Origin of the sequence: Streptomyces xantholiticus, assembly GCF_014651015.1 — a bacterium.
Classification (GTDB): Bacteria; Actinomycetota; Actinomycetes; order Streptomycetales; family Streptomycetaceae; genus Streptomyces; species Streptomyces xantholiticus.
This window is the reverse complement of the sequence record NZ_BMWB01000017.1, coordinates 1-25,952: the sequence shown is the minus strand read 5'-3', so window position 1 is coordinate 25,952 and position 25,952 is coordinate 1. Positions and strand designations below refer to the sequence as shown.

The window sequence follows — 25,952 nt, the reverse complement described above, 5'->3', positions numbered from 1 at the left end:
GTCGGACGGACAGCCCCCGTCGCCGGCGCTGCTCGAGCCCGGCGACGACTGACGCGGGGCTACATACCCGCCTTCCGTACCGCTGCCGTCGCCTTGCGGGCCGCTACCAGGACCGGGTCCCAGACGGGGGAGAACGGCGGGGCGTAGCCGAGGTCGAGGGCCGTCATCTGTTCCACCGTCATGCCCGCAGTCAGGGCGACCGCTGCGATGTCCACGCGTTTGCCCGCGCCTTCGCGGCCCACGATCTGGACGCCCAGCAGACGGCCGGTGCGGCGTTCGGCGAGCATCTTGACCGTCATGGGGGCGGCGCCCGGGAAGTAGCCGGCGCGGCTGGTGGACTCGATGGTCGCGGTCACGTACCGCAGGCCCACCGCCCGGGCGTCCTTCTCGCGCAGTCCGGTGCGGGCGATCTCGAGTTCGCAGACCTTGCTGACGGCCGTGCCCACCACGCCGGGGAAGGTGCCGTAGCCGCCGCCGGCGTTCGCGCCGATGATCTGGCCGTGCTTGTTGGCGTGGGTGCCGAGCGCGATGTGGCGTTCCCGACCGGAGACGAGGTCGAGGACCTCGACGCAGTCGCCGCCCGCCCAGATGTTGCCGTGGCCGCGGACCCGCATCGCCAGGTCGGTGAGGAGGCCGCCGTGGCGGCCGAGCGGCAGGCCGGCGGCGCGGGCGAGGGTGGTCTCCGGTTCGACTCCGATGCCGAGGACGACCACGTCCGCGGGGTACTCGGCGTCGTCCGTGGTGACCGCCCGGACACGCCCGTCGTCACCGGTGGCGATCCCGGTGACGGCCGTGCCGGAGACCGTTGTGATGCCCATGCTGGACAACGCCTCGTGGACCAGCCGGCCCATGTCCGGGTCGAGGGTCGCCATCGGCTGCTCGCTGCGGTTGACGATCGTGACCTCGTAGCCGTGCTTGAGGAGTGCCTCCGCCATCTCGACGCCGATGTAACCGGCGCCGATGACGACCGCCCGCCGCCCCTCGGTACGGGCGAGGGTGTCCAGCAGCGCCTGGCCGTCGTCGAGGGTCTGCACGCCGTGCACTCCGGGCGCGTCGATGCCCGGCAGAGGGGGGCGGATCGGGCGGGCGCCGGTCGCGATGACCAGCTTGTCGTAACCGGTCCATGAATCGGCGCCCGTCTCGACGTCGCGTGTGTGCACCCGGGAGCCCGTGACGTCGATCTCCGTCACCTCGGTGCGCATCCGCAGGTCGATGGCCCGTTTGCGGTGTTCCTGCGGGGTGCGCGCGATCAGTTCGTCGCGCTCGCCCACGTCGCCGCTCACCCAGTACGGGATGCCGCATGCCGAGAACGAGCTGAAGTGGCCGCGTTCGAACGCGACGATCTCCAGCTCGTCCGGCCCCTTCATCCTGCGTGCCTGCGATGCGGCGGACATGCCCGCCGCATCGCCCCCGATGATCACCAGACGTTCGGTCGCTGCCATGGGGAACACGCTACGGGGAAGGGGCTGTTCAGTCCTCGGTGACCGGGGGAGCGACCGGAAGTGTGGCCGGCGGGGCCGCGGGGGCGTCCGCCCGCTCGGGCAGCCGGGGCCGTACCAGCCACCGCCACGCCGCGTACAGCAACGCGCCCACCGCCGCGAAGGGCGCCACCGCGCCGATGGCCACCGCGATCCAGCGCAGCGTCGCCACCAGCGCGTCCCAGCCGCCGCCGAGCGCGTCCAGGAAGCCGGGGCCGTCGTTGTCCTTCTGCGGCTCCTCCCGTTCCTTCTCCGACAGCGTCAGCGTGATCGTCGCCATCGAGGTGCGGTCCTTCAGTGCGGCCTGCTGCGCCAGCAGCGACTCCAGGTCGGCCTGACGGGTGCTCAGCTGCCCCTCGAGCGTGACCACGTCGGACAGCGCGGTCGCCCGCTCCATCAGCTTCCGCACCCTGGCCACGCTCGCCCGCTGCGTCGCGATGCGGCTCTCCACGTCCACCACCTGGTCGGTGACGTCCTTGGCGTCGGCCTTGCGGGCCAGCAGCTTCCCGGCGCCCGCCAGTTCCGTCAGCACCTCGTCGTAGCGTTCCTGCGGGACGCGCAGCACGAGCTGTGAGGTGACGTGGGTGTCGTCGATCCGTTCCGTGGTCTCGTTCTCCACGTGTCCGCCGGCGTCCCGGGCGGTCGTGCGGGCCGCGGCCAGTGCCTTCGTGGCGTCCTTGACCTCCACGTCGAGCGTGGCGGTCCGGATGACGTGGGACTTCTGCCGCACCGTGGCCGGCTTCTCGGCACCGCCGCGGTCCGCGCTGCCCTCCGGCTGCTCCGTGGCGGCCTCGTCCGCCGCGTATCCGGGGCCTGCCGCGCCCTCCGCCGCCTCCTGCCCGGCCGGTTTCGCCGCACTCTTCGAGTCGCCGGAATCCGAACCACCTGCGCCGCACCCGGCGAGGGCGAGCGAGGCGGTCAGAAGCAGCACCGCGAATGGACGTCGTGAACGCATACCGGCCCCCGGGGGAAGTGTGGCGACGAACTCGCAGGTTCGACGTACGAGGTGCCCACGGGGGTTGCCGGATTACGGTTCCGAAGCGGTCACGGTCATGACTCGGAACGGCGTTTGAGAGAGTTGGACCATGAACGTGGACACACCTGCGCGTCATGTCGTGGTCATCGGGGGCGGCATCGCCGGCCTCGCCGCCGCGCACCGGCTGCTCGCCCCCGGCGTGCGCGTCACCCTCCTCGAAGCCACCGACCGGGTCGGCGGCAAGCTGCAGTTCGGCGAGATCGAGGGCGTACGCGTGGACCTGGGCGCCGAATCGATGCTCGCCCGCCGCACCGAAGGCACCGACCTCGCCCGTGCGGTCGGCCTCGGTGACCACCTCGAACCGCCGGCCACCGCGACGTCCGCGGTGTGGACCCGTGACGCCCTGCGGCCCATGCCGAAGGGGCATGTGATGGGCGTCCCGGGTGACGCCTCGGCGCTGGCCGGGCTGCTCTCGCCCGAGGGCCTCGCCCGCATCGAGCAGGAGAAGGACCTGGCACCGTCCGAGGTCGGCGACGACGTCGCCGTCGGCGCATACGTGGCGGAGCGCCTCGGCCGCGAGGTCGTCGACCGGCTCGTGGAACCGCTGCTCGGCGGGGTGTACGCGGGGGACGCCTACCGCATCTCGATGCGCGCGGCCGTGCCGCAGCTGTTCGAGGCCGCCAGGACCCACGCCTCCCTCCTCGACGGTGTGCGCCACATCCAGGCCAGGGCCGCCGGGCAGCAGACGGGGGGACCGGTCTTCATGGGCCTCGCCGGCGGCATCGGCACACTGCCGGGTGCCGTCGCCGACGCCGTACGGGCCCAGGGCGGCGACATCCGTACCGAGACGCCCGTCCTCGGCCTCGCCCGCACCCCCGCCGGCTGGCGGATCCGCACCGACCGCGAGACGCTCGCCGCCGACGCCGTCGTGCTGGCGACGCCCGCGTGGTCCGCGTCGGCGCTCCTCGCCGACGAGTCACCTGCCGCTGCGGCCGAGCTCGGGCGCGTCGAGTACGCCTCCATGGCGCTGGTCACGATGGCGTTCCGGCGCGCGGACGTGGCCGGGATGCCGGCCGGGAGCGGGTTCCTCGTCCCGCCGGTGGACGGCCGCACCATCAAGGCGTCCACGTTCTCCTCCAACAAGTGGGGCTGGGTCGGCAGCGGCGCCGGCGATCTGTTCGTGCTGCGCACCTCCGTCGGCCGCTACGGCGAGGAGCGGGCCCTCGAGCGAGAGGACGCCGAACTCGTCGACGTCTCCCTCACCGACCTCGGCGCGGCGGTCGGACTCACCGCCAGGCCGGTGGCCACGGAGGTCACCCGGTGGACCGGCGGCCTGCCCCAGTACCCGGTCGGGCACCTCGCCCGCGTCGCCCGCGTGCGCGACGAGGTCGCCAAGCTGCCCGGCCTGCGGGTCTGCGGCGCCGTGTACGACGGTGTCGGCATCCCCGCCTGCATCGCGAGCGGACAGCGCGCGGCGGACGAGATCCTCGCCACGCCGACCCTGGCGCCGGGCACGGAACGCGAGGCGGGACAATAGCCGTATGAGTGCGCCAGAAAAGATCCCGAACGCAGGCAAGAAGGCCAAGGACCTCAACGAGGTCATCCGGTACACACTGTGGTCCGTCTTCAAGCTTCGAGATGTGCTGCCCGAGGACCGCTCCGGCTACGCCGAGGAGGTCCAGGAGCTGTTCGACCAGCTCGCCGCCAAGGACGTCACCGTGCGCGGCACGTACGACGTCTCCGGGCTGCGCGCCGACGCCGACGTCCTGATCTGGTGGCACGCGGAGACCGCGGACGAGCTGCAGGACGCGTACAACCGCTTCCGTCGCACCCGCCTCGGACGCTCCCTCGAGCCGGTCTGGTCGAACATGGCGCTGCACCGCCCCGCCGAGTTCAACAAGGCGCACATCCCGGCCTTCCTGGCCGACGAGACGCCGCGCAACTACGTCTCCGTGTACCCGTTCGTGCGCTCCTACGACTGGTACCTGCTGCCCGACGAGGACCGTCGTCGGATGCTCGCCGACCACGGCAGGATGGCCCGCGGCTACCCGGACGTCCGCGCCAACACGGTGGCGTCGTTCTCGCTCGGCGACTACGAGTGGATCCTGGCCTTCGAGGCGGACGAGCTGTACCGCATCGTCGACCTGATGCGTCACCTGCGTGCTTCCGAGGCCCGTATGCACGTGCGCGAAGAGGTCCCGTTCTTCACCGGCCGCCGCAAGGATGTGGCGGACCTGGTGGCGGGGCTCGCGTAGCGTTCCCCCAAGAACCCGACGGCTGAGTTTCCGCCCGACCGAAGCGGATACTCAGCCGTCCGTGTGACCCGGAAGATCAGACGGTGCGCGGCAGCTTCCGTTGCTCCGCCCGCCGGTCCAGCGACACCGGGTCCGGCTCCGGGTGCGGCGCGCACGATGCGCGCCGCACCGGCGTCTCACCCCGTAGCAGGTAGTCCTCCAGATAATCGTTGACGCAGGTGTTGCTGCCGCCGCCGATGCCGTGCGTGCCAGCGTCCTCCTCCGTGATCAGCACCGAGCCCTCCAGCCGGCGCTGGAGCTCGAGCGCTCCCGCGTACGGGGTGGCCGCGTCCCGTTCGGCGGCCAGGATCAGCGTGGTGGGCAGCTCACCCGGCGCGGTGCGCACGTCCAGCGGCTGCTGCCGCGGCGCGGACCAGAAGGCGCACGGCAGGTTCATCCAGGCGTTGTCCCACGTCTCGAACGGCGCGCGCTGCGCGAGCAGCGAGTTGTCGATGTCCCAGGTGCGCCAGTTCTCCGGCCAGGGGGCGTCGTTGCACTCGACCGCCGTGTAGACGGCGTTGCCGTTCTCCGCGGCCTTCGCGCTCTTCGGCTCGGGCGCCGCCTGGGCGATCAGCGGTTCGGGGTCGCCCTTCAGGTACTCCGACAGCGCGCCGGCGCGCAGCGGCCAGTAGCCGTCGTAGTAACCGGCTCCCAGGAACGCGGCGTGCAGCTGGCCGGGGCCCACCGTGCCGCCCGCGGGCTTTTGTGCGAGCCGCGCGCGTACCTTCTCGTAGCTGCGCGCCACTTCTTCGGCCGTCGCACCCAGCCCGTACGTCTTGTCGTGCTTCGCCACCCAGGCACGGAAGTCGGCCCATCTGGTCTCGAAGGCTTCCGACTGGTCGAGGTTGTTGCGGTACCAGATCCGCTCCGGGGCCGGGTTGACCGCGGAGTCGAAGACCATGCGGCGTACATGGGACGGGAACATCGTCGCGTACAGCGCGCCGAAGTACGTGCCGTACGAGGCGCCCATGAAGGTCAGCTTCTTCTCGCCGAGCGCAGCCCGCAGGACGTCGAGGTCGCGGGCGTTGTTCAGCGACGTGTAGTGGCGCAGCGCCGCGCCGTTCTTGTCCGCGCAGCCCTTCGCGTACGCCCGGGCCTGCGCGATGCGCTCCTTCTTGTACGAGGCGGACGGGTGGGTCATGGCCTGGGTGGGCGCCTTGAGGAAGTCCTTCGGTGCCTGGCACGACAGCGGGGCGGAACGCCCGACGCCGCGGGGCGCGTAGCCGACGATGTCGTACGCCTCCGCGATCCGCTTCCACTCGGGCTGCTCGGCCGCCAGCGGAAAGGTCATGCTGGAGGCGCCGGGACCGCCCGGGTTGTAGACCAGGGTTCCCTGCTGCTCGGACTTCTTGCCCCTCGCCCCGACGCGGCTGACGGTCAGTTCGATCTGACGCCCCGACGGGTCGGCGTAGTCGATCGGGACCTTGACCGTGCCGCACCGGACGGAGTCGGGGAGCTTCTCGACGGCGGGGCAGCGGCCGAAGTCGATGCCGGCCGCGGCGGCCCGCTCGGCGGCGACCGCGGTGCCGCGGGACTCGGCGCCGACAGTGGTCGTGCCGTCGGCGGGGGCGACGGTGATCGAGGTGAGGACCAAGGAACCGAGGCCCGCCACGGCCCCGTACTTCGCGGATGTTCTCATCGCGTTCCCTTCGTGCGCGGGGCGGCCGGGCAGCAGCCACGGGACGAAAGGGATCTTTGGCAGGGGCGGTTCGGGAAGTAAAGCACCGGCTCGGCGGTGTCGTGGTCAATGACTCCGATGCCGGTCCGTCAGGAGCCGCCGCCGCAGCTGGAACCGGATGACCCTCCCGACCCGCCGCAGCTGGAGCTTGACCCGCCGGATCCGCCGCAGCCGGATCCGCCGCCCGAGCCGCCGCAGCCCCCGGAGCCCGGGGACGAACCGGCGCACCACACGGGCTCACCGCCGAGGTACACGTCGTACGAAGACCGGCCGCCGAGGGACGTCGACGTCGTACGGACCCTGGCCGCAGCGGTCAGTTGCGCCCGCAGTCCCGGATCCGGCACACCCCGCAGGCCCTGCAGGACCACCAGCTCGGCCGGCCCTTGCGGCCGGGAGTGCGCGGTCCGGTACGAGCGCAGCGCCCTCAGCCCGGCCGGGGTCAGGCGCCGTCGGGCGCGGCTCGCCTGGAGGCCGCCGATCAACGCGCCGGCCACCAGAACGGGGAAGACCAGGAACACGAACGGTATGCCCCGCTCGCCGGACGTGTCCCCCATGAACTCGACGACGGTGATGACGAACGAGACCGGCAGGCCGATCGCGCAGAGCACGGCCTGAGCCGCGCCCCATGCGGCGAGCCCGGGGCCGCTGCCGGGCGGCGCCATCAGCCCGCGCGCGGCGAGGACGTCGCCGACCTCCTGCACGGCTGCACTGCGCATCGTCCGCAGCCGCACGGTGTGCAGCGCGCCGTACGGGGCGGATGCCAGCTCGGCGAAGAGCGCGCGCTCCACCGGGTCCTGGGCGGCCGGCCGCAGCACGGACAGGACGCCGGGCCCGCCGACGACGATCCGGCCGTCCGCATGCAGCGCGGCGAGCGCTGCGTCGACGACCCGGGCCGGGCCGCCCGCCAGGAACGCCGCCTCGTGGACGTCGTGCACATGCGCCCCGTAGGCCGGGGAGGCGGGCCGCGCCGCGGAGACCCGGACGATCAGCAGGACGGACGAGACGGCGACGGCGACGTACACGGCGAACGCGAGCAGCGCCATGGCGCTCACCTCCCGACGAGCGCGGAACGCGCCGCCCGCACCAGCCTCGTCGCCCTGCGCGGCGGCCGTGCGGCGGCCCGCTCCTGCCACCAGAGCGTCAGCCTGCGGCGGACGTCGCCGTCCTCGAAGCGGCCGGTCGCCAGCAGGTGCTCCGCGAACTCGAGCGCGTCGCGCCGGTAGCCGGCGTGCATGGGGCGGTTCCTGGCGTACGCGAGGAACGAGGGGCGGTAGTCCGTGCCGAGGATGTGAGGCAACTCGGGCGCGACCTTCGCCACGACGTCCGCGCGCTTGGCGGCGAGCGCGCGGCTCTGTACGCGCAGGCGGCGGGCGTCGAAGCCCTCGGGTGCGGGGGTTCCCGCGACCAGCGCGGACAGCAGCGCGGCCTGCGCGAGCGCGAGGTGCTGCCGGCTGGGGGCGGGGTCGGCGAGGGTGTTGCCCTCGCCGGATGCGGCCGTTTCCACGAGGACGGGGCCGGGGGTGCGCGTGGCCGCGCGGACGGGGCCGGGGGTGGGCGTGGCCGCGCGGACGGGGCCGGGGGTGGGCGTGGCCGCGCGGACGACGTGGCGGTGCCGCTGGGGCCGCTGCGCGGGGCCGTGGAAGTCGCCACCTGCGGCGCACACGTCCCCGCCGGCCGCCGCCAACGTCGTCCGGATCGCCGCCAGTTCTCCCTCCAGCTCCGCCCCCGCGGGAAAGTCGTCGTCGCGCTCCAGCAGCACCCCCGGCGGCCTCACCCTCGCCCGGAGGGCCGACAGGACGTCCAGCACCGGCTGAGTGACGGGGTGCGCGTGCGTGTCGTGCCAGACGCCGTCGCGTTCGATGCCGCCCGCCACGTGGACGTAGGCGATCGCCTCCACCGGGAGTTCGTCCAGTGCCGCCGACGGGTCCTCGCCCCGGTTGACGTGGTTCGTGTGCAGGTTGGCCACGTCGATCAGCAGCCGTACCCCCGTCCGTTCGACGAGCTCCGCGAGGAACTGGCCCTCGGTGAGCTCCTCTCCCGGCCAGGAGATCAGCGCCGCGATGTTCTCCAGCGCCAGCGGCACCGGCAGCGAGTCCTGCGCGATGCGCACGTTCTCGCACAGCACCTCCAGCGCGTCCCAGGTGCGCGGGACGGGCAGCAGGTGGCCCGCCTCCAGTGCGGGGGAGGCGGTCAGCGCGCCGCCCGCCCGTACGAACGCGATGTGTTCGGTGACCAGCGGCGCATCCAGCGCCTCCGCGCGTTCGGCCAGGTCGGCGAGACGCTGCTTCGAGGGCCGGTCCGCGCCGCCGAGCCCGAGGGAGACGCCGTGCGGGACGACGCGGACGCCGCGCGAGCGCAGCCGGAGCAGCGAGGGGGGCAGATGGCCGGGGCAGACGTTCTCCGCGACGACCTCGACCCAGTCCAGTCCCGGCAGCCGCTCCACCGTGTCCGCGATCTGTGGCCGCCAGCCGATGCCGATGCCGAGTTCCATGGTCCCCTCCTCCGCTCACGTCCGACGTGTGACGGTGCTGGGGTCATGGCCCCGTCACGGCGACGCGAATCCGAAGGAGGGGACGTTCAGAGGTTGATTTGAGGTTCCGGCCCGCCGGGGCCGGAGGCCTCCGTCCCGTTCGTCACCCCGCCGGGACGGGTTCCTGGGGCGCCGGGCGGTCGGTGTTGACCGCGGTGGGCGTACCCGGCTGCGGTGTGGGGCGGGACGTGAACGACTGGTCCCCGGTCGGTGTGGCCGCCGGCGGCGACGGCGGCAGGTTGCCGTCCGGCGGCGGCGGGCCGCTCGGGCTGGCCGTGGCGGTCGCCGCCTCGCCGTTGGCTATGGCGTCGAAGTCGACCCGGCCGGTCTGCTCCAGCATGGTGATGTGGTCGAGCACCGTCTGGTTCGCGTCCGTCGCCAGCTGCCGTATGAGCGTGTTGCGGGTGGTGTGCCTGACCTCGGCGACCAGCGCGAAGACCTTGCCGTGTGCGGTCCGCAGGAGTTGTGCGAACTTGCGCTCGTACTCCTCGCCCTGCGCCGCGGAGAGCTCCCGCAGCCAGCCCTGCTGCTGCTCGGTCGGCTGGTTGGGCAATTCGACGCCGAGCTGTGCGGCGACGTTGCGCGCCCGCTTGTCCAGGTCGGTGTGGCCGACGACGAGGTGGTCGCCCGCAGCCCTGATGGCTTCCGTGGGCGCACGTTCTATCGCCTGCTGGCCGGCGGGCAGCTCCCACAGGCCGGCCAGCCGCACCTTGACCAGAAAGTCGCGGTCCGTGGCCGACAGCGGCCCCCACTGGGTCGCCACACTTGAGGCGTTGAGATTGTCCTGACCGGTGCCGGAACGGTCGGCGTAGGACCACACGGGGAAGGCGAGTGCGCCGACCGTGACGACCAGGGCCGCGATGATGAGTGCTGTTCCGTTGATGCGCCGCAACAATGTGCCTCCAGAGCCGATGCGTTACACGGCAACCGACCGCCTGCTGAATGGCCGGTCAGCCCGCCGGTCGACTGCCGGCCAGACCCTAGCCGGTCAAACTACTGGGCGGTACTGTGAAGTACGCAGCCGGGGCCCGGATCGTTCAACGGCCCGCCCGTCGCAGGCATGTGGAGCGGCCCGGCCCGTTCCCTCAGCGACGGATGGTGGGCGACCACCGGGCACGAGCCGGGAGCGGTCTCGGTGAGGGCGCGGTCCGGCATGCGCACTGATGCGCCCTCGTTCCTTGCGTCGCCGTTGAGGCCCCGCCGCGTGCCGAATTCGGCCGAGGCCGTGCCGCTGGGAGTGGACTGCTCGACTGTCACGGCGTGCCCTCGCGTTCCCCGCGGTCGCCCAGGCCCAAAGCAGCTCTCGAGCAGCTCGATGCTGCCCGACGAGCTGAATCGCAAGAACGGTCGGCCGCTTTGGAGCTGAATCGCAAGAAGGATCGGCCGTTTTGCAGCTGAATCGCAAGAAGGATCGGCCGTTTTGCAGCGAGATGTCGAGAGGCCCTTCGACGGCACCGCGGTCAGACGATTCTGATGGCTGCTGTCGGGCACCGCTCGGCGGCCTCCATCACCGCCGCGCGCTGCTCGGCGCCGGGGGCGGCGTCGAGCAGGATCACCGTGCCGTCCTCGTCGTTCTGGTCGAAGACAGCAGGGGCGGCGAGCACACAGGTGCCTGCGCCGCAGCAGAGGTCCTTGTCGGTCTCGATCCTCATCACTGGCGTCCCCTCACCAGCGTACGGGCAGTTTTGGGACGCCGTAGGTCACCATCATCTCCCGGGTGCCGATGTCCTGGGCCGGAACGGCGAGCTCCAGCCGGGGGAAGCGGCGTAGCAACGACTCGTAGCCGATGGACAGTTCCAGGCGGGCCAAGTGGTGGCCCATGCACTGGTGGGGCCCGCTGCCGAAGGCGACGTGCCGGGTCGTGCCGCGCCGGATGTCGAAGGTGTCGGGGTCCTCGAAACCCTGCGGGTCACGGTTGGCCGCGGGCAGCGACACCGTGACGACCTCGCCCTTGCGGATGGACTGCCCTTCGAACTCGAAGTCCTCGGCCGCAACACGGATCGGCCCGATCTGCACCACGCTGAGGTAGCGCAGCAGCTCTTCGACGGCGTCGTCCATGAGAGACCAGTCGGCGCGCAGGGCGGCCAGCTGCTCGGGGTGGCGAAGCAGGGCGTAGGTGCCCAACGCCAGCATGTGGGTGGTGGTCTCCAGCCCGGCGATGAGCAGGACGGTCGTGATGCCGAGCAGCTCTTCGTCGGTCAGCTCGGTCTCGACGGTGAGCCGGCCCAGGATGTCCGGGCCCGGTTCCTTGCGCGCGGCGTTGATCAGGGCGTGCAGCATGCCGGCGAGCAGCACCATCGACTGCTGCATCTCCTCGCCGCTGCTGGAGAGGCTGAAGAGAACGTCGACGTGGTGCCCGAACGGCGCACGGTCCTCCTCCGGCAGCCCGAGCAGCTCCGAAGTGACCAGCATGGGCAGCGGCTTGGCGAACGCCTCCACCAGATCGACGGGTCCGCCGCTGCTCTCCGTGTTGTCCAGCAGGCGGTCCGTCATCTCCTGGATGCGCGGCCGCAGTTCCCTCACCCGCCGAAGGGTGAAGTGTTTGCTCAGCAGGCGGCGGTAACGGGTGTGCTCGGGCGGGTCCATGTTGACGAACATGCCCGCGGGCAGGGCATCGGTGCTCAGCTCGGAGCCGGGCACTTTGACCGGAGAACGCTTCCCGGCCGGCAGTGAGCTGAACCGGACGTCGCCCAGCACGGCACGCGCGGACTGCAGGCCGGTGACCAGGCGGCCGAGGTGCCCGTCAGGGTACCGCAGCGGGGTCACCGGGCATTCCTCGCGCGCTTCCGCGAAAGGTGCCGGCGGGTCGAAGGGACAGCCCGACGGGCGCGCCGTCGGGAAGGGCCTCGCCGAGCGATTCTCGGATTCTCGCGATTGCGTCATGGACGATGAGACCTCTTCGTCAGAGGAAGATAGGGGAAGGGTTATACGGCCCATCACTCTCCTACAACTGCCCCTAGGGTTCTCCTTAGTGATGCGCACCGGCCACCGGCGTCCGATGGCGGCACTGAATACGCCAATCCGGGATTCCCCTAGACCTGATCCCGTACCACGCCGGAAAAGCGACCGCAGGGCCGAAACTGGGGTCACACCGCCATGTGTGCGGTGCCTTTTCGTTCTCTGTGTGGGTGGGTGGAGCGCAATATGGTCGAGTCCGGGCTCAACGGAACGGGGAATCGGGCCGGTTCGGTTTCGTCGGATTCGGCCGATGGGACGGCCGTCATCGGTCTGGCCTGCCGGCTGCCGGGGGCCGCCGATCCGGCCGCCTTCTGGCGGCTGCTCAGCGAGGGCACGGACGCGATCACCGACGTCCCCCCGGACCGCTGGGACGGGGCCGCCGTGGCCGACGCCGACTCGTCCTTACCGGGCAGGACCGATATCCGCCGGGGCGGATTCCTCGACCGCATCGGCCACTTCGACGCCGGGTTCTTCGGGCTCTCCCCCAAGGAGGCCGCGGCCATGGACCCGCAGCAGCGGCTCGTCCTGGAGCTGGCCTGGGAAGCGCTGGAGGACGCGCACGTGCGCGCCGGGACGCTGCGCTCCACCCGCACCGGCGTGTTCGTCGGCGCCATCTGGGACGACTACGCGACCCTGCACCACCGCTCCGGACTCACGGCCATCTCCCCGCACACCGTCACCGGTTTGCACCGCAGCATCATCGCCAACCGGGTCTCGTACTTCCTCGGCCTGAACGGCCCCAGCATGACCGTGGACTCCGGCCAGTCCTCCTCCCTGGTCTCGGTCCACCTGGCCTGCGAAAGCCTCCGCAAGGGCGAATCGACGATCGCCCTCGCGGGCGGCGTGAACCTCAACATCGTCCCCGAGAGCACCCTGGGCGCCGCCAAGTTCGGCGGCCTGTCCCCGGACGGCCGCTGCTTCACCTTCGACGCCCGCGCGAACGGCTACGTCCGGGGCGAGGGCGGCGGCATCGTCGTCCTCAAGCCGCTGGCCCGGGCAATCGAGGACGGAGACCCCGTCTACTGCGTGATCCGCGGCAGTGCGGTCAACAACGACGGCGGCGGCGACGGGCTGACCGTACCCCTGCAGTCCGGGCAGGAGCAGGTGCTCCGGCTCGCCTACGAACGGGCCGGAGTCGACCCCGCCCACGTCGGCTACGTGGAACTGCACGGCACCGGCACCAAGGTCGGCGACCCCGTCGAGGCGGCCGCGCTCGGCGCGGTGCTTGGCACGGCGCGCGAGCCCGGCCGACCGCTGCGGGTCGGCTCCGCCAAGACCAACGTCGGCCACCTCGAGGGCGCCGCCGGCATCACCGGCCTGCTCAAGGCCGCCCTGTCGCTCCGCCACCGCGAACTTCCCGCCAGCCTCAACTTCGACACCCCCAACCCGGCGATCCCGCTGACACGGCTGAACCTCCAGGTGCAGACCGAACACGCCCCCTGGGAGACCCAGGATGACCGCCCGCTGCTTGCCGGGGTCAGCTCGTTCGGCATGGGCGGCACCAACTGCCACATCGTGCTGGCGGAGCACCGTGCCACGGCGGACGGGCCGGAAGCCGGCACGGATTCGGGCACGGATTCGGGCACGGGTACGCGTACGGACGGGGTGACGGGCACGGCACCGGTGCTGTGGCCGCTGTCCGCCAAGACCGCCTCCGGGCTGCGAGCCCAGGCCGCCACCCTGCTCTCGCACGCCGAGGCGCACCCCGGCCTCGCACTGCCTGACGTCGGCTGGTCGCTCGCCACCGGCCGCACCGCCTTCGAGCACCGGGCCGTCGTCGTCGGTCACGAACGCGAGGACTTCCTGCGTGGCCTGCGCGAGCTGTCCACCGGCGGAATCGACGCCGCACTGACCACGGGCCGCACCGGCCCGCGCGGCAAGCTCGCCTTCCTCTTCTCGGGCCAGGGCAGCCAGCGAGCCGGCATGGGCCGCGAACTGACCGAGGCGTTCCCGGCGTTCGCCGCCGCGCTGGACGAGGTGTGCGCACAGCTCGACCCACGCCTGCAGCGGCCGCTGCGCGAGGTCATGTTCACCCCCGAGAACTCCATGGAAGCGGCCGAACTCGACCGGACCATCTACACACAGACCGCACTGTTCGCCGTCGAGGTCGCCCTGTTCCGGCTGCTGGAAAGCTGGGGCCTCACGCCTGACGTGCTGATGGGCCACTCCATCGGGGAACTCGCCGCCGCGCACGTGGCCGGCGTCCTCTCGCTTGCCGACGCCTGCGCCCTGGTCGCAGCGCGCGGCCACCTGATGCAGGAACTCCCCACCGGCGGGGCCATGATCGCGATCCAGGCCGCCGAGGACGAGGTCCGCGCCCGCATCGGCGACCGCACGGACCGCATGAGCATCGCCGCGCTGAACGGCCCGGACTCCGTCGTCGTCTCCGGCGACGAGGATCTGGTCACCGAGATCGCCGAGGCCTACGCGACCCTGGGACGCAAGACCAACCGGCTGCGGGTCAGCCACGCCTTCCACTCCCCGCACATGGAACCCATGCTGGCGGAGTTCCGCCGGGTGGCCGAAGGCCTGACCTTCCACGCCCCGCGCATCCCGATCGTGTCCAACGTGACGGGCGAGTCGTCCGAGGGTCCCGGGGAGTACGAAGGCGTAACCGCCGAGTACTGGGTCCGCCACGTCCGTGACGCGGTCCGGTTCGCCGACGGCGTCGCCCGCCTCGACGAGCAGGGCGTCCGCACGTACCTGGAACTCGGCCCCGGCGGTGTGCTGACCTCCATGGCCCGTGCCGGCGCCGCCGCCGACGGCGATGCCCTGTTCGTACCCGCTCTGCGTGCCCGCCGTCCCGAGGCGCAAGCCCTGCTGGCAGCGGTTGCCTCGCTGCACGTGCACGGCGTGGGGCCGGAATGGACCGCCCTGTTCGACGGACGAGGCGTACGTCGTAAGGTCGCGCTGCCCACCTACGCGTTCGAACGGCAGCGGTACTGGCTGGACCGCGACACCACGTCCCCGGCCGCCAACACCGGGGCACCTGCCGTCCCGCAGCCGGACGCGGACGCCGGGACTGCTGGCGCTGTCGGGAAAGCGGGGACCGTCGGCACCGGGAGAGCGCCCGCCGGCGCCCTGGCACAGCGGCTGGCCGGCCTGCCAGAGGCCGAACGCGACGAAGCCGTGCTCGACCTGGTCCGCGCACACATCGCTGCCGTCCTGGGACACGCCGAAGCCCGCCAGGTCCAGATCGAGTGGACGTTCAAGGACCTCGGCTTCGACTCGCTCAGCTCGGTGGAACTGCGCAACCAGCTCGGCGAGGCCACCGGGCTGCGCCTGCCCAGCGGACTGCTGTTCGACCACCCGACCCCTGCCGCGCTCGCCCGCCACCTCGGCGCGCAATGCGTGGGCGAGAGCACGGCGGTCGCCGCGCCCGGGATGCCCGGGACGGTGGCCGACCCCGACGAGCCCATCGCCATCGTGGCCATGAGCTGCCGCCTCCCCGGCGGAGTGCGCTCGCCGGAGGACCTGTGGCGGCTGGTCGCCTCCGGCGGCGACGCCATCTCCGGATTCCCGACGGATCGCGGCTGGGACGTCGAAGCGCTCTACGACCCGGAGCCCGGCACCGCCGGCAAGTCCTCGACACGGCAGGGCGGCTTCCTGCACGAGGCAGCCGAGTTCGACGCAGGCTTCTTCGGCATCAGCCCCCGTGAGGCCGCCGCCATCGACCCGCAGCAGCGGCTGGTCCTGGAGACCGCCTGGGAGGCCTTCGAGCGCGCCGGCATCGACCCGGCCACGCTGCGCGGCTGCCGGGCGGGTGTGTTCATCGGCGCGACGGCACAGGACTACGGTCCCCGGCTGCACGAGCCGGTCGACGGCGTCGAGGGCTACTTGCTGACCGGCACGACAACCAGCGTCGCATCGGGCCGCGTGGCCTACTCGTTCGGCCTCGAAGGCCCGGCCGTCACGGTCGACACGGCGTGCTCGTCTTCCCTGGTCGCCCTGCACCTGGCCGTCCAGTCGCTGAGGAGCGGCGAGTGCACGATGGCCCTGGCCGGCGGTGTGACCGTGATGTCCACGCCCGGCATGTTCGTGGAGTTCAGCCGTCAGCGGGGTCTGTCGGCGGACGGCCGGTGCAAGGCGTTCGCGGCCGGTGCGGACGGCACCGGCTGGGCCGAAGGCGTAGGCATGCTGCTGGTGGAGCGGCTCAGCGACGCCGAGCGCAACGGCCACCAGGTGCTGGCGGTCGTGCGGGGCAGCGCGGTGAACCAGGACGGCGCGTCCAACGGTCTGACCGCGCCCAACGGTCCTTCCCAGCAACGCGTGATCCGGCAGGCCCTGGCGAACGCGGGCCTGTCCTCGGACCAGGTCGACGCGGTCGAGGCGCACGGCACGGGCACGCGGCTCGGCGACCCGATCGAGGCGGAAGCCCTCATGGCCGCCTACGGCCAAGGGCGGGACAGCGACCGGCCGCTGTGGCTGGGCTCGCTGAAGTCCAATATCGGTCACACGCAGGCCGCGGCGGGTGTGGCCGGCGTGATCAAGATGGTGATGGCGATGCAGCACGGCGTGCTGCCGCAGACCCTCCACGTGGATGAGCCGACGCCGCACGTGGACTGGTCGGCGAGCGGCGTGCGGCTGCTCACCGAGGCGGTGGAGTGGCCTGACAGCGACCTGCCGCGCCGCGCGGCGGTGTCCTCGTTCGGCATCAGCGGCACCAACGCGCACGTCATCGTCGAACAGGTCCCGGCGAGTGAAGCACCCGCCCGTGAGGCGGCTGCTGTGGGACCGGTTCCGTGGGTGCTGTCGGCAAGGAGTGAGGCGGCGCTGCGGGACCAGGCGGGTCGGCTGCTGTCCTTCATGGACGCGGAGGGTGCCGGTGCTGGGCCGGCTGATGTCGGGTTCTCGCTGGCCACGTCGCGTGCGGTGCTGGAGCGTCGCGCGGTGGTCGTGGGTGAGGACGTTGCCGAGTTGCGGCGGGGGCTGGAGGCGATTGCTTCCGGTGCTGCTCCGGTGGGCGGTGCTACGGGGGGCAAGGTCGGGTTCTTGTTCTCGGGTCAGGGTTCGCAGCGGTTGGGGATGGGGCGCGAGCTGTACGCGGCGTACCCGGTGTTCGCTTCGGCTTACGACGAGGTGTGCGCGTCGCTGGACGCGCCGGTCGATGTCGACTCCGAGGAGCTGAACCGGACCGGTTGTACTCAGCCTGCGCTGTTCGCTGTTGAGGTGGCGCTGTTCCGGCTGCTGGAGTCGTGGGGTATCCGGCCGGATTACGTGGCGGGTCACTCCGTTGGTGAGATCGCGGCCGCTCATGTGGCGGGTGTGCTGTCGCTTGAGGATGCGGCGAGGTTGGTGTCGGCGCGTGCTGCGTTGATGCAGGCGCTGCCTGCGGGCGGTGCGATGGTTGCCGTGCAGGCGACCGAGGACGAGGTGCTGGCGCACCTCACCGAGCAGGTGGGTATCGCGGCGGTCAACGGCCCGCGGTCCGTGGTGATTTCCGGTGCCGAGGACGCCGTGCTGGCGGTCGCCGCGGTCTTCACGCAGCAGGGTCGTAGGACGTCGCGGTTGAAGGTCAGTCATGCGTTCCACTCGCCGTTGATGGATCCGATGCTGGAGGAGTTCGGCGAGGTCGTCCGCGGCCTGACCTTCGAGGAGCCGCAGCTCCCCGTCGTCTCCAACGTCACCGGCCGTCTCGCCGAGTCGTACACGCCCGAATACTGGGTCCGGCACGTGCGCGAGGCCGTCCGCTTCGCCGACGGTGTGCAGACCCTGCACGACCTGGGCGTGAGCACCTTCGTCGAGATCGGCCCCGGCGGCGTCCTCAGCGCCCTCACCCAGGGCTGCCTCGACGACGACGCCGTCACCGTCCCCGTACTGCGCACCGACCGCCCCGAGCGGTACGCGATCGTCACCGCCGTCGGCCGGCTCCACACCCACGGCGTCTCCCCGGACTGGCAGGCGCTCTTCCCCGGCGCTCGCCGCGTCGACCTGCCCACCTACGCCTTCCAGCGCGAGCGCCACTGGCTCGATGCGCCTCAGGTGGCAGTGGCCGGCGCCCCGGAGGCGATGGACGCCGAGTTCTGGAACTCCGTCGAGAGCGAGGACCGTGCATCCCTCGGGGCGCTCCTGGGACTGGAGCCCGCCGAACTGGACGTGGTCGCACCCAAGCTGTCCGCCTGGCGCCGGCAGCGGCGCGAGCAGTCCACCGCCGACAGCTGGCGCTACCGGATCACCTGGCAGCCGCTCGGCGACATCGGGAGCGCCGCTCCGCCGGGGACCTGGCTCTACGTGGTCCCCGAGGAGACCGCATGGGCCGCGGCGATCCACGGCGGGCTCACGGAACTCGGCGTCGAGCTCGTCCCGTTCGTCGTGGGCGAGGACAGCAACCGCGAGTCGCTGGCCCGGAGCCTGGCCGACGCCTGTCATGGGCAGGCCGCCGGCATCGTGTTCGCCGCGGCAGGGGCTGAGGCAGGGACGGGCGCCCTCCAGCGGCTCGTCCTGCTCGTCCAGGCCCTCGGCGACGCCGGGATCGAGGCACCGCTGTGGTGCCTGACCACCGGCGCGGTGTCGACCGGCACCTCCGACCCGCTCACCGACCCCGCCTCGGCCCGGATCTGGGGCTTGGGCCGGGTCGTCGCCCTGGAACAGCCGCAGCGCTGGGGCGGGCTCGTCGACCTGCCCGCCGAGTTGGACTCCCGCTCGCTGGAGCGACTGGCCGGCCTGCTGGCCCAGGCCGACGAGGACCAGCTCGCCGTACGCGCCTCCGGTGTGTCCGGCCGTCGTCTCGTGCGCGCGCCGCAGAGCGCGGCACCGGTGGACGAGCCCTGGTCGCCGCGCGGCACGGTGCTCGTGACCGGCGGTACGGGTGCGCTCGGCGGGCATGTGGCCCGCTGGCTGGCCACGGCCGGAGCCGAGCATCTGCTGCTCACCAGCCGCCGGGGCCCCGACGCTCCGGGCGCCGCCGAGCTCAAGGCGGAGCTGGAGGAACTGGGCGCTCGGGTCACCGTAGCCGCGTGCGACGCGGCCGACCGGACTGCGCTCGCCGAACTGTTCGACCAGCACACGGTGAACGCTGTGGTGCACACCGCAGGGGTGCTCGACGACGGCCTGGTCGAATCGCTCACGCCCGAGCGCCTGGACCACGTGCTGCGCCCCAAGGTGGAGGCCGCGCTTCACCTGCACGAGCTCACCCGCGACCGCCAGGATCTCGACGCCTTTGTCCTCTTCTCGTCGATGACCGGCGTCTGGGGCAACGGCGGCCAGGGCGCCTACGGTGCCGCGAACGCCTTCCTCGACGCCCTCGCCGAACAGCGCCGGGCGCAGGGACTGCCAGCACTCGCCGTCGCGTGGGGGTCCTGGGCGGACGGAGGCATGGCCGACGGCGCCGCCGGCGACCACCTGCGGCGGCGCGGCGTCCGGGCGATCGCGGCCCTGCCCGCGATCTCCGCGCTGCACGGCGCGCTGACCCACGGCGAAACGTCCGTGACCGTCGCGGACGTGGACTGGGACCGCTTCGTCCCGGCCTTCGCCGGCACACGCCCCTGCCCGCTGCTGCAGGGTGTGCCCGAGGCCCGTGAGGCCCTCGAAGCGCGCGCCCAGGCCGCGCAGGGCGCCGAAGTGCCCGCGGCCGCGCTGGTCCAGCGCCTCCTGGGTGCCACGCCGGAGGAGCAGGACCGCGTCCTGCTGGACCTGGTCCGGGAGCAGGCCGCCTCGGTGCTCGGCCACACGGTCAAGGGCGCCTTCGAGGCCGACCGGACGTTCCGCGCCGACCGGACGTTCCGCGAGACCGGCTTCGACTCCCTCACCGCCGTCGAACTGCGCCACAGGCTCAACACCGCCACCGGGCTGAAGCTGCCCACCACCGCCGTCTTCGACTACCCGAATCCCACCGCCCTCGCCCGCCATCTGCGCGAGGAACTCCTCGGCCGGCAGGGGCCGGAGGCGGAAGCCACGAAGGCGACGGCCGCCGCCGCGACCGACGAGCCCCTCGCGATCGTCAGCATGAGCTGCCGCTTCCCGGGCGGAGTCCAGTCGCCGGAGGACTTGTGGGAGCTGCTGCGCTCCGGCCGCGACGCGGTCTCCGGCTTTCCCACCGACCGCGGCTGGGACATCGACTCGCTCTACGACCCCGACCCCGACCGGCCCGGCAGGACGTACGCGCGCGACGGCGGCTTCATTGACGGTGCCGACCGCTTCGACGCCGGCCTCTTCGGGATCTCGCCGCGCGAAGCGCTGGCCATGGACCCGCAGCAGCGCCTGCTGCTGGAGACCGCGTGGGAGGCCTTCGAGCGCGCCGGCATCGCCCCCGCGTCCGTCCGCGCCGACCGCACCGGGGTTTTCATCGGCACCAACGGCCAGGACTACGCCAACCGGCTGCGCAACGCACCCGAGGAGAACGAGGGATACGCGCTCACGGGCAAGGCGGCCTCGGTCGTCTCCGGCCGCATCTCCTACACGTTCGGCCTTGAGGGCCCGGCGGTCACGGTGGACACGGCGTGCTCGTCGTCGCTCGTGGCCCTCCACCTCGCCGCGCAGGCACTGCGGAGCGGCGAGTGCACCATGGCCCTGGTCGGCGGCGTCACCGTCATGACCACGCCGGACCTGTTCGTGGAGTTCAGCCGCCAGCGCGGTCTGTCCGCGGACGGCCGGTGCAAGGCGTTCGCGGCCGGTGCCGACGGCACCGGCTGGGGTGAAGGCGTCGGCATGCTGCTGGTGGAGCGGCTCAGCGACGCCCAGCGCAACGGGCATCAGGTGCTGGCGGTGGTCCGGGGCAGCGCGGTGAACCAGGACGGCGCGTCCAATGGCCTGACCGCGCCCAACGGACCTTCGCAGCAGCGGGTGATCCGCCAGGCCCTGGCCTCGGCCGGACTGACGCCCGCCGACGTGGACGCGGTCGAGGCGCACGGCACGGGTACGAAGCTGGGTGACCCGATCGAGGCGCAGGCACTCATCGCCACGTACGGCCAGGAGCATTCCGACGACCGGCCGGTGTGGCTGGGCTCGGTCAAGTCCAACATCGGTCACACGCAGGCGGCCGCGGGTGTGGCCGGTGTGATCAAGATGGTGATGGCGATGCAGCACGGCGTGCTGCCGCAGACCCTGCACGTGGACGAGCCGACCGCGCACGTCGACTGGTCCGCGGGCGCCGTGCGGCTGCTGACCGAGCCGGTGGACTGGCCCCGGACCGCCGGGACCCGCAGGGCCGCGGTGTCGTCCTTCGGGATCGGCGGCACCAACGCGCACACGATCATCGAGGAGGCGCCCGCCGCGGCCGCGGCCGAGCCGGCCGGGGAGCACCGGCCGGTGCCCGTACCGTGGGTGCTGTCGGCAAAGAGCGAGGCGGCGCTGCGGGCACAGGCGGAGCGCCTGCTGGCCTTCGCGGCCGACGACATGTCGCCTGTCGACGCCGGATTCTCGTCGGCCACGACGCGATCGGCGCTGGAGCACCGGGCTGCGGTGATCGGCACCGATGCAGCCGAGCTGCGGGCGGGGCTGGAGGCCCTTGCCGCCGGCGAAGCGGCAGCGAACGTGGTCGCTGGACGCGCTCATTCGGCGGGCAAGGTCGGGTTCTTGTTCTCGGGGCAGGGTTCGCAGCGCCTCGGCATGGGGCGGGAGTTGTACGAGGCGTATCCCGTCTTCGCCGATGCGTATGACGAGGTGTGCGGGTGGCTGGACGCGCCGGTCGACGTCGACTCCGAGGAGCTGAACCGGACGGGGTCGACGCAGCCTGCGCTGTTCGCGGTCGAGGTGGCGCTGTTCCGGCTCCTCGAATCCTGGGGCGTGCGGCCGGACTATGTGGCCGGTCACTCGGTCGGCGAGATCGCGGCGGCTCATGTGGCGGGTGTGCTGTCGCTTGAGGATGCGGCGAGGTTGGTGTCGGCGCGTGCTGCGTTGATGCAGGCGCTGCCTGCGGGCGGTGCGATGGTTGCCGTGCAGGCGACCGAGGACGAGGTGCTGGCGCACCTCACCGAGCAGGTGGGTATCGCGGCGGTCAACGGCCCGCGGTCCGTGGTGATTTCCGGTGCCGAGGACGCGGTCACCGAGATTGCCGAGGTGTTCGCCGGCCAGGGTCGTAAGACGTCGCGGTTGAAGGTCAGTCACGCGTTCCACTCGCCGTTGATGGATCCGATGCTGGAGGACTTCGCCGAGGTCGTCCGCGGCCTGACCTTCGAGGAGCCGCAGCTCCCCGTCGTCTCCAACGTCACCGGCCGTCTCGCCGAGTCGTACACGCCCGAATACTGGGTCCGGCACGTCCGCGAGGCCGTCCGCTTCGCCGACGGCGTGCAGACCCTGCACGACCTGGGCGTGAGCACCTTCGTCGAGATCGGCCCCGGCGGCGTCCTCAGCGCCCTCACCCAGGGCTGCCTCGACGACGACGCCGTCACCGTCCCCGTACTGCGCACCGACCGCCCCGAACCGCAGGCGATCACCACCGCGTACGCCCAGCTGCACGTCTGCGGCGTCGAAGTGGACTGGCACGCCTTCTTCCCCGGCGCTCGCCGCATGGGCCTGCCCACCTACGCCTTCCAGCGCGAGCGCTACTGGCTCGACGCCCCCGCCACCGCCGGTGACATGCGGGCCGTGGGCCAGGACGAGGCCGGCCACCCGCTGCTCGGTGCCGCCGTGCCGCTGGCCGACGGCGACGGGCACCTGCTCACCGGGCGGCTCTCGGCGCACGCACACCCGTGGCTGGTGGATCACGCCGTGAACGGGGTCGCCCTCCTACCGGGAACCGCGTTCGTCGAGCTGGCGATCACCGCTGCCGACGCCGTGGGCTGCGACCTGCTGGAAGAACTGACACTGGAGACACCGCTGCTCGTGCCCGGGCGCGGCGGCGTTGCCCTGCAGGTGCGCGTCGGCGCCGACGACGGCTCGGGCCGCAGGCCGCTGACCGTGCACTCGCGCATCGACGACGGCGATGCGTACGCGCACGAGGACGAGCCCGAGCGGACGTGGGTCCGGCACGCCTCCGGCTTCCTGGCGGTCGCCACGGGCCCGGTGGACGGCTCGCTTGCCGCATGGCCGCCCGTGGGCGCGAAGCCGGTCGACGTCGACGGATTCTACGACCGGCTCGCGGGCATGGCGCTCGACTACGGCCCCGTCTTCCAGGGGCTGCGCGCCGCATGGCGCAGCGGGGACGACTTCTTCGCCGAGGTGGAACTGCCCGGCGCGGAGCGGTCGGACGCAAGCGCGTACGGCCTGCACCCCGCGCTGTTCGACGCGGCCCTGCACACCGTATGGCTGGGCGCGGTCGAGCCCGAGGCCGGGACGGGGAACGGGCTGCTGCCGTTCGCCTGGAGCGGCGTGCGCCTGGCGGCCGCCGGAGCCTCGGTCCTGCGGGTGAAGGTCTCGCGGGCCGGCACTGGCACGTCCACGGTGTCGCTGGTGCTGGCCGACGGCGCCGGCGAGCCGGTCGCGCAGGTCGACTCCCTGACGCTCCGCCCGGCACCCGCCGACCGGTTGCGCGCCGGTTCCGGCGGCGACGACTCGGTCTTCGGACTGGAGTGGAGACCGGTCAGCCTGCCGCCCGCGCCGAGCGGCATGAGGATCGAGATGTACGAGGACCTCGCTGCTCTTCAGGCCCCGGGCGCGCTGCCGGACGCCGGAGCCGGAGCCGACGCCGTGGTCGTGCCGTGCCCGACCGGGACCGGCGCGGACACGGCCACCCGGGTCCGCGAGGTCACCGCCGCCGTGCTGGAGCTGGTGCAGTGGTGGCTGGCCGAGGAACGCCCGTCACGTCTGGTGCTGGTGATGCCCACGGGCGACCTGGCCCAGTCGGCGGTCCGCGGGCTGGTGCGCTCGGCGCAGAGCGAGAACCCCGACCGCATCGTGCTGGTCGAGACCGATACCGATGGCGACAGCGGTGACTATGCCGGTCTCGCCGGGCTGCTGCCCGGCCTGATCGCCCTCGGTGAGCCGCAGGGCGAGGTGCGCGCGGGCGAGGTCCGGGTGCCGAGGCTGGTCCGCATCGCCGCGCCGCACGCGGAGACGGAGCTCCCCGACCTCGGTTCCGGCACCGTCCTGCTGACCGGCGCGTCGGGCGGGCTGGGCGGACTGTTCGCTCGCCATCTGGTCGCCGAGCACGGTGTTCGCAGCCTGCTGCTCGTCAGCCGCCGCGGCGGGGACGCACCCGGTGCGGCCGAGCTCGCCGCCGACCTGATCGCGCAGGGCGCCGATGTCACCTGGGCCGCCTGCGACGTGGCCGACCGCGATGCCGTGCGTGAACTCCTGACCGGGCGGAGCCTGTCCGCGATCATCCACACCGCCGGTGTCCTGGACGACGGCATCATCGGTTCGCTGACTCCCGAGCGGCTGGACGGCGTGTTCCGCCCCAAGGTCGACGCGGCGCTGAACCTGCACGACCTGTCCGGTGATCTGTCCGCGTTCGTGGTCTTCTCCTCCGTGGCGGGCACTCTCGGCACGCCGGGCCAGGGGAACTACGCCGCCGCCAACACCTTCCTCGACGCCCTCGCCGAGCACCGCCGTGCTCAGGGCCTGCCCGCCACCTCGCTGGCCTGGGGCCTGTGGGCGCAGGACAGCGAGAGCGCGATGACCGGCAGCCTCGATCACACCGATCTCACCCGCATCAAGCGCATGGGCCTCGCCCCGATCCCGTCGGCGGACGGGCTGCGCATGTTCGACGCGGCCCTGGCCACCGGGCGGGCGGCGGTCGTCCCGGTCCGGCTCGACACCTCCGCCTTCCGCGACGGACAGGGACAGCAGGCCGTTCCGCCGGTGCTGCGCGGACTGGTCCGGGTCGCGCCGGTGCGGCGCGCGGCAGTGGCGGCGGCGAAGGCGGCCTCGTCCTCCCTGGGGCAGCGGCTGGCCGGGCTGCCGGAGGCCGAGCGCGAGCAGGCGGTGCTGGACCTTGTGCGTACCGAGGTCGCCGCCGTGCTCGGCCACGCCGGCGCACAGTCGGTCGGCGCGGACGACTCGTTCAAGGACATCGGGTTCGATTCGCTGACCGCCGTCGAACTGCGCAACCGGCTCAACTCGGCCGTCGGCATGCGCCTGCCCGCCACACTGATCTTCGACTACCCGAACCCGCTCACCCTCGCCCGCTTCCTGACCGCCGAAGCCGCGGGCTCCAGCGAGGCGGTGGCCGTGCCGGCGATTGTCTCCACGGCCACCGGCGCGGCGGACGAGCCGATCGCGATCGTCGGCATGGCCTGCCGCTACCCCGGCGGGGTGCAGTCGCCTGAAGACCTGTGGCAGCTGGTGTTCTCCGGCCGAGACGCGGTGTCGGGCTTCCCCGAGGACCGAGGGTGGGACGTCGAGAAGCTCTACGACCCGAACCCCGACCAGTGGGGGACCAGCTACACCCGAGAGGGCGGTTTCCTGCACGACGCGGCCGAGTTCGACGCGGAGTTCTTCGGGATCTCGCCGCGTGAGGCGCTGGCGATGGACCCGCAGCAGCGGCTGCTGCTGGAGACGTCGTGGGAGGCGTTCGAGCGGGCCGGCATCGATCCGGTCTCGGTGCGGGGGAGCAGGACCGGTGTCTTCGCCGGCGTGATGTACCACGACTACGGCGGCCGCGTGCACACCTCGCCGGCGGGCCTCGAGGGCTACCTCGTCAACGGCAGCGCGGGCAGCGTCGCTTCGGGCCGGGTCTCGTACACGTTCGGGCTTGAGGGGCCTGCGGTCACGGTCGACACGGCGTGCTCGTCGTCCCTGGTCGCCCTGCACCTGGCGACTCAGGCGCTTCGGAGCGGCGAGTGCTCGATGGCCCTGGTCGGCGGCGTCACCGTCATGGCGACTCCCTCGACGTTCGTGGAGTTCAGCCGTCAGCGCGGTCTGTCGGCGGACGGCCGGTGCAAGGCGTTCGCGGCCGGTGCGGACGGTACGGGCTGGGCCGAGGGCGCGGGCGTGCTGCTGGTGGAGCGGTTGTCGGATGCCCGGCGAAACGGGCACAAGGTGCTGGCGGTGGTCCGCGGCACGGCGGTGAACCAGGACGGTGCGTCGAACGGTCTGACCGCGCCCAACGGTCCCTCCCAGCAGCGTGTCATCCGGCAGGCCCTCGCGAACGCGGGCCTGTCTCCTGCCCAGGTCGACGCGGTGGAGGCGCACGGCACGGGCACGCGGCTCGGCGACCCGA

The 25,952-nt window shown here is 72.4% G+C and carries 11 protein-coding genes; 3 read left to right on the top strand and 8 right to left on the bottom strand.

The window, feature by feature from the left end; all coding sequences use genetic code 11:
- Positions 1-59: 59 nt before the first annotated feature.
- Together IE198_RS22985 and IE198_RS22980 are read right to left on the bottom strand one after the other, a co-directional pair.
- Positions 60-1,442, bottom strand: coding sequence for an FAD-dependent oxidoreductase (locus IE198_RS22985; protein ID WP_189889600.1), 1,383 nt, complete (start codon positions 1,440-1,442; stop codon positions 60-62).
- A gap of 28 nt (positions 1,443-1,470) precedes the next feature.
- Positions 1,471-2,433 carry a DUF4349 domain-containing protein gene (locus IE198_RS22980; RefSeq protein WP_189889598.1) on the bottom strand — a complete coding sequence of 321 codons (963 nt, stop codon included), beginning with the start codon at positions 2,431-2,433 and terminating at the stop codon, positions 1,471-1,473.
- 130 nt (positions 2,434-2,563) lie between these two features.
- On the opposite strand from IE198_RS22980, the gene hemG reads away from it, so the two are divergent.
- Positions 2,564-3,991: a protoporphyrinogen oxidase gene (gene hemG, locus IE198_RS22975; protein ID WP_189889596.1), complete on the top strand. Its 1,428-nt coding sequence runs from the start codon at positions 2,564-2,566 to the stop codon at positions 3,989-3,991.
- Between the two features lie 4 nt (positions 3,992-3,995).
- Complete coding sequence (gene hemQ / locus IE198_RS22970) at positions 3,996-4,709, top strand: hydrogen peroxide-dependent heme synthase (RefSeq protein ID WP_189889594.1); 714 nt, start codon at positions 3,996-3,998, stop codon at positions 4,707-4,709.
- 76 nt (positions 4,710-4,785) lie between these two features.
- Here the strand turns inward: hemQ and IE198_RS22965 are convergent, their stop codons facing one another.
- The 6 genes from IE198_RS22965 to IE198_RS22940 form a co-directional block, all read right to left on the bottom strand.
- Positions 4,786-6,387, bottom strand: a complete 1,602-nt coding sequence (locus IE198_RS22965; protein WP_189889592.1) for an alpha/beta hydrolase — start codon at positions 6,385-6,387, stop codon at positions 4,786-4,788.
- Positions 6,388-6,515: 128 nt separating this feature from the next.
- Complete coding sequence (locus IE198_RS22960; protein WP_189889591.1) at positions 6,516-7,469, bottom strand: TIGR04222 domain-containing membrane protein; 954 nt, start codon at positions 7,467-7,469, stop codon at positions 6,516-6,518.
- A gap of 5 nt (positions 7,470-7,474) precedes the next feature.
- Positions 7,475-8,917 carry an MbnB/TglH/ChrH family RiPP precursor modification enzyme gene (locus tag IE198_RS22955; RefSeq protein ID WP_189889589.1) on the bottom strand — a complete coding sequence of 481 codons (1,443 nt, stop codon included), beginning with the start codon at positions 8,915-8,917 and terminating at the stop codon, positions 7,475-7,477.
- Between the two features lie 142 nt (positions 8,918-9,059).
- Positions 9,060-9,848, bottom strand: coding sequence for a DUF4142 domain-containing protein (locus IE198_RS22950; protein WP_189889587.1), 789 nt, complete (start codon positions 9,846-9,848; stop codon positions 9,060-9,062).
- Between the two features lie 568 nt (positions 9,849-10,416).
- Entirely contained in the window at positions 10,417-10,608 is a 192-nt protein-coding gene (locus IE198_RS22945; protein WP_189889585.1) for a ferredoxin, read from the bottom strand.
- Between the two features lie 13 nt (positions 10,609-10,621).
- Entirely contained in the window at positions 10,622-11,722 is a 1,101-nt protein-coding gene (locus IE198_RS22940; protein WP_229834251.1) for a cytochrome P450, read from the bottom strand.
- Between the two features lie 378 nt (positions 11,723-12,100).
- Here IE198_RS22940 and IE198_RS22935 point away from each other — a divergent pair.
- Positions 12,101-25,952 (top strand): type I polyketide synthase (locus IE198_RS22935; RefSeq protein ID WP_189889579.1); only part of this gene is annotated, 13,852 nt, incomplete at its 3' end.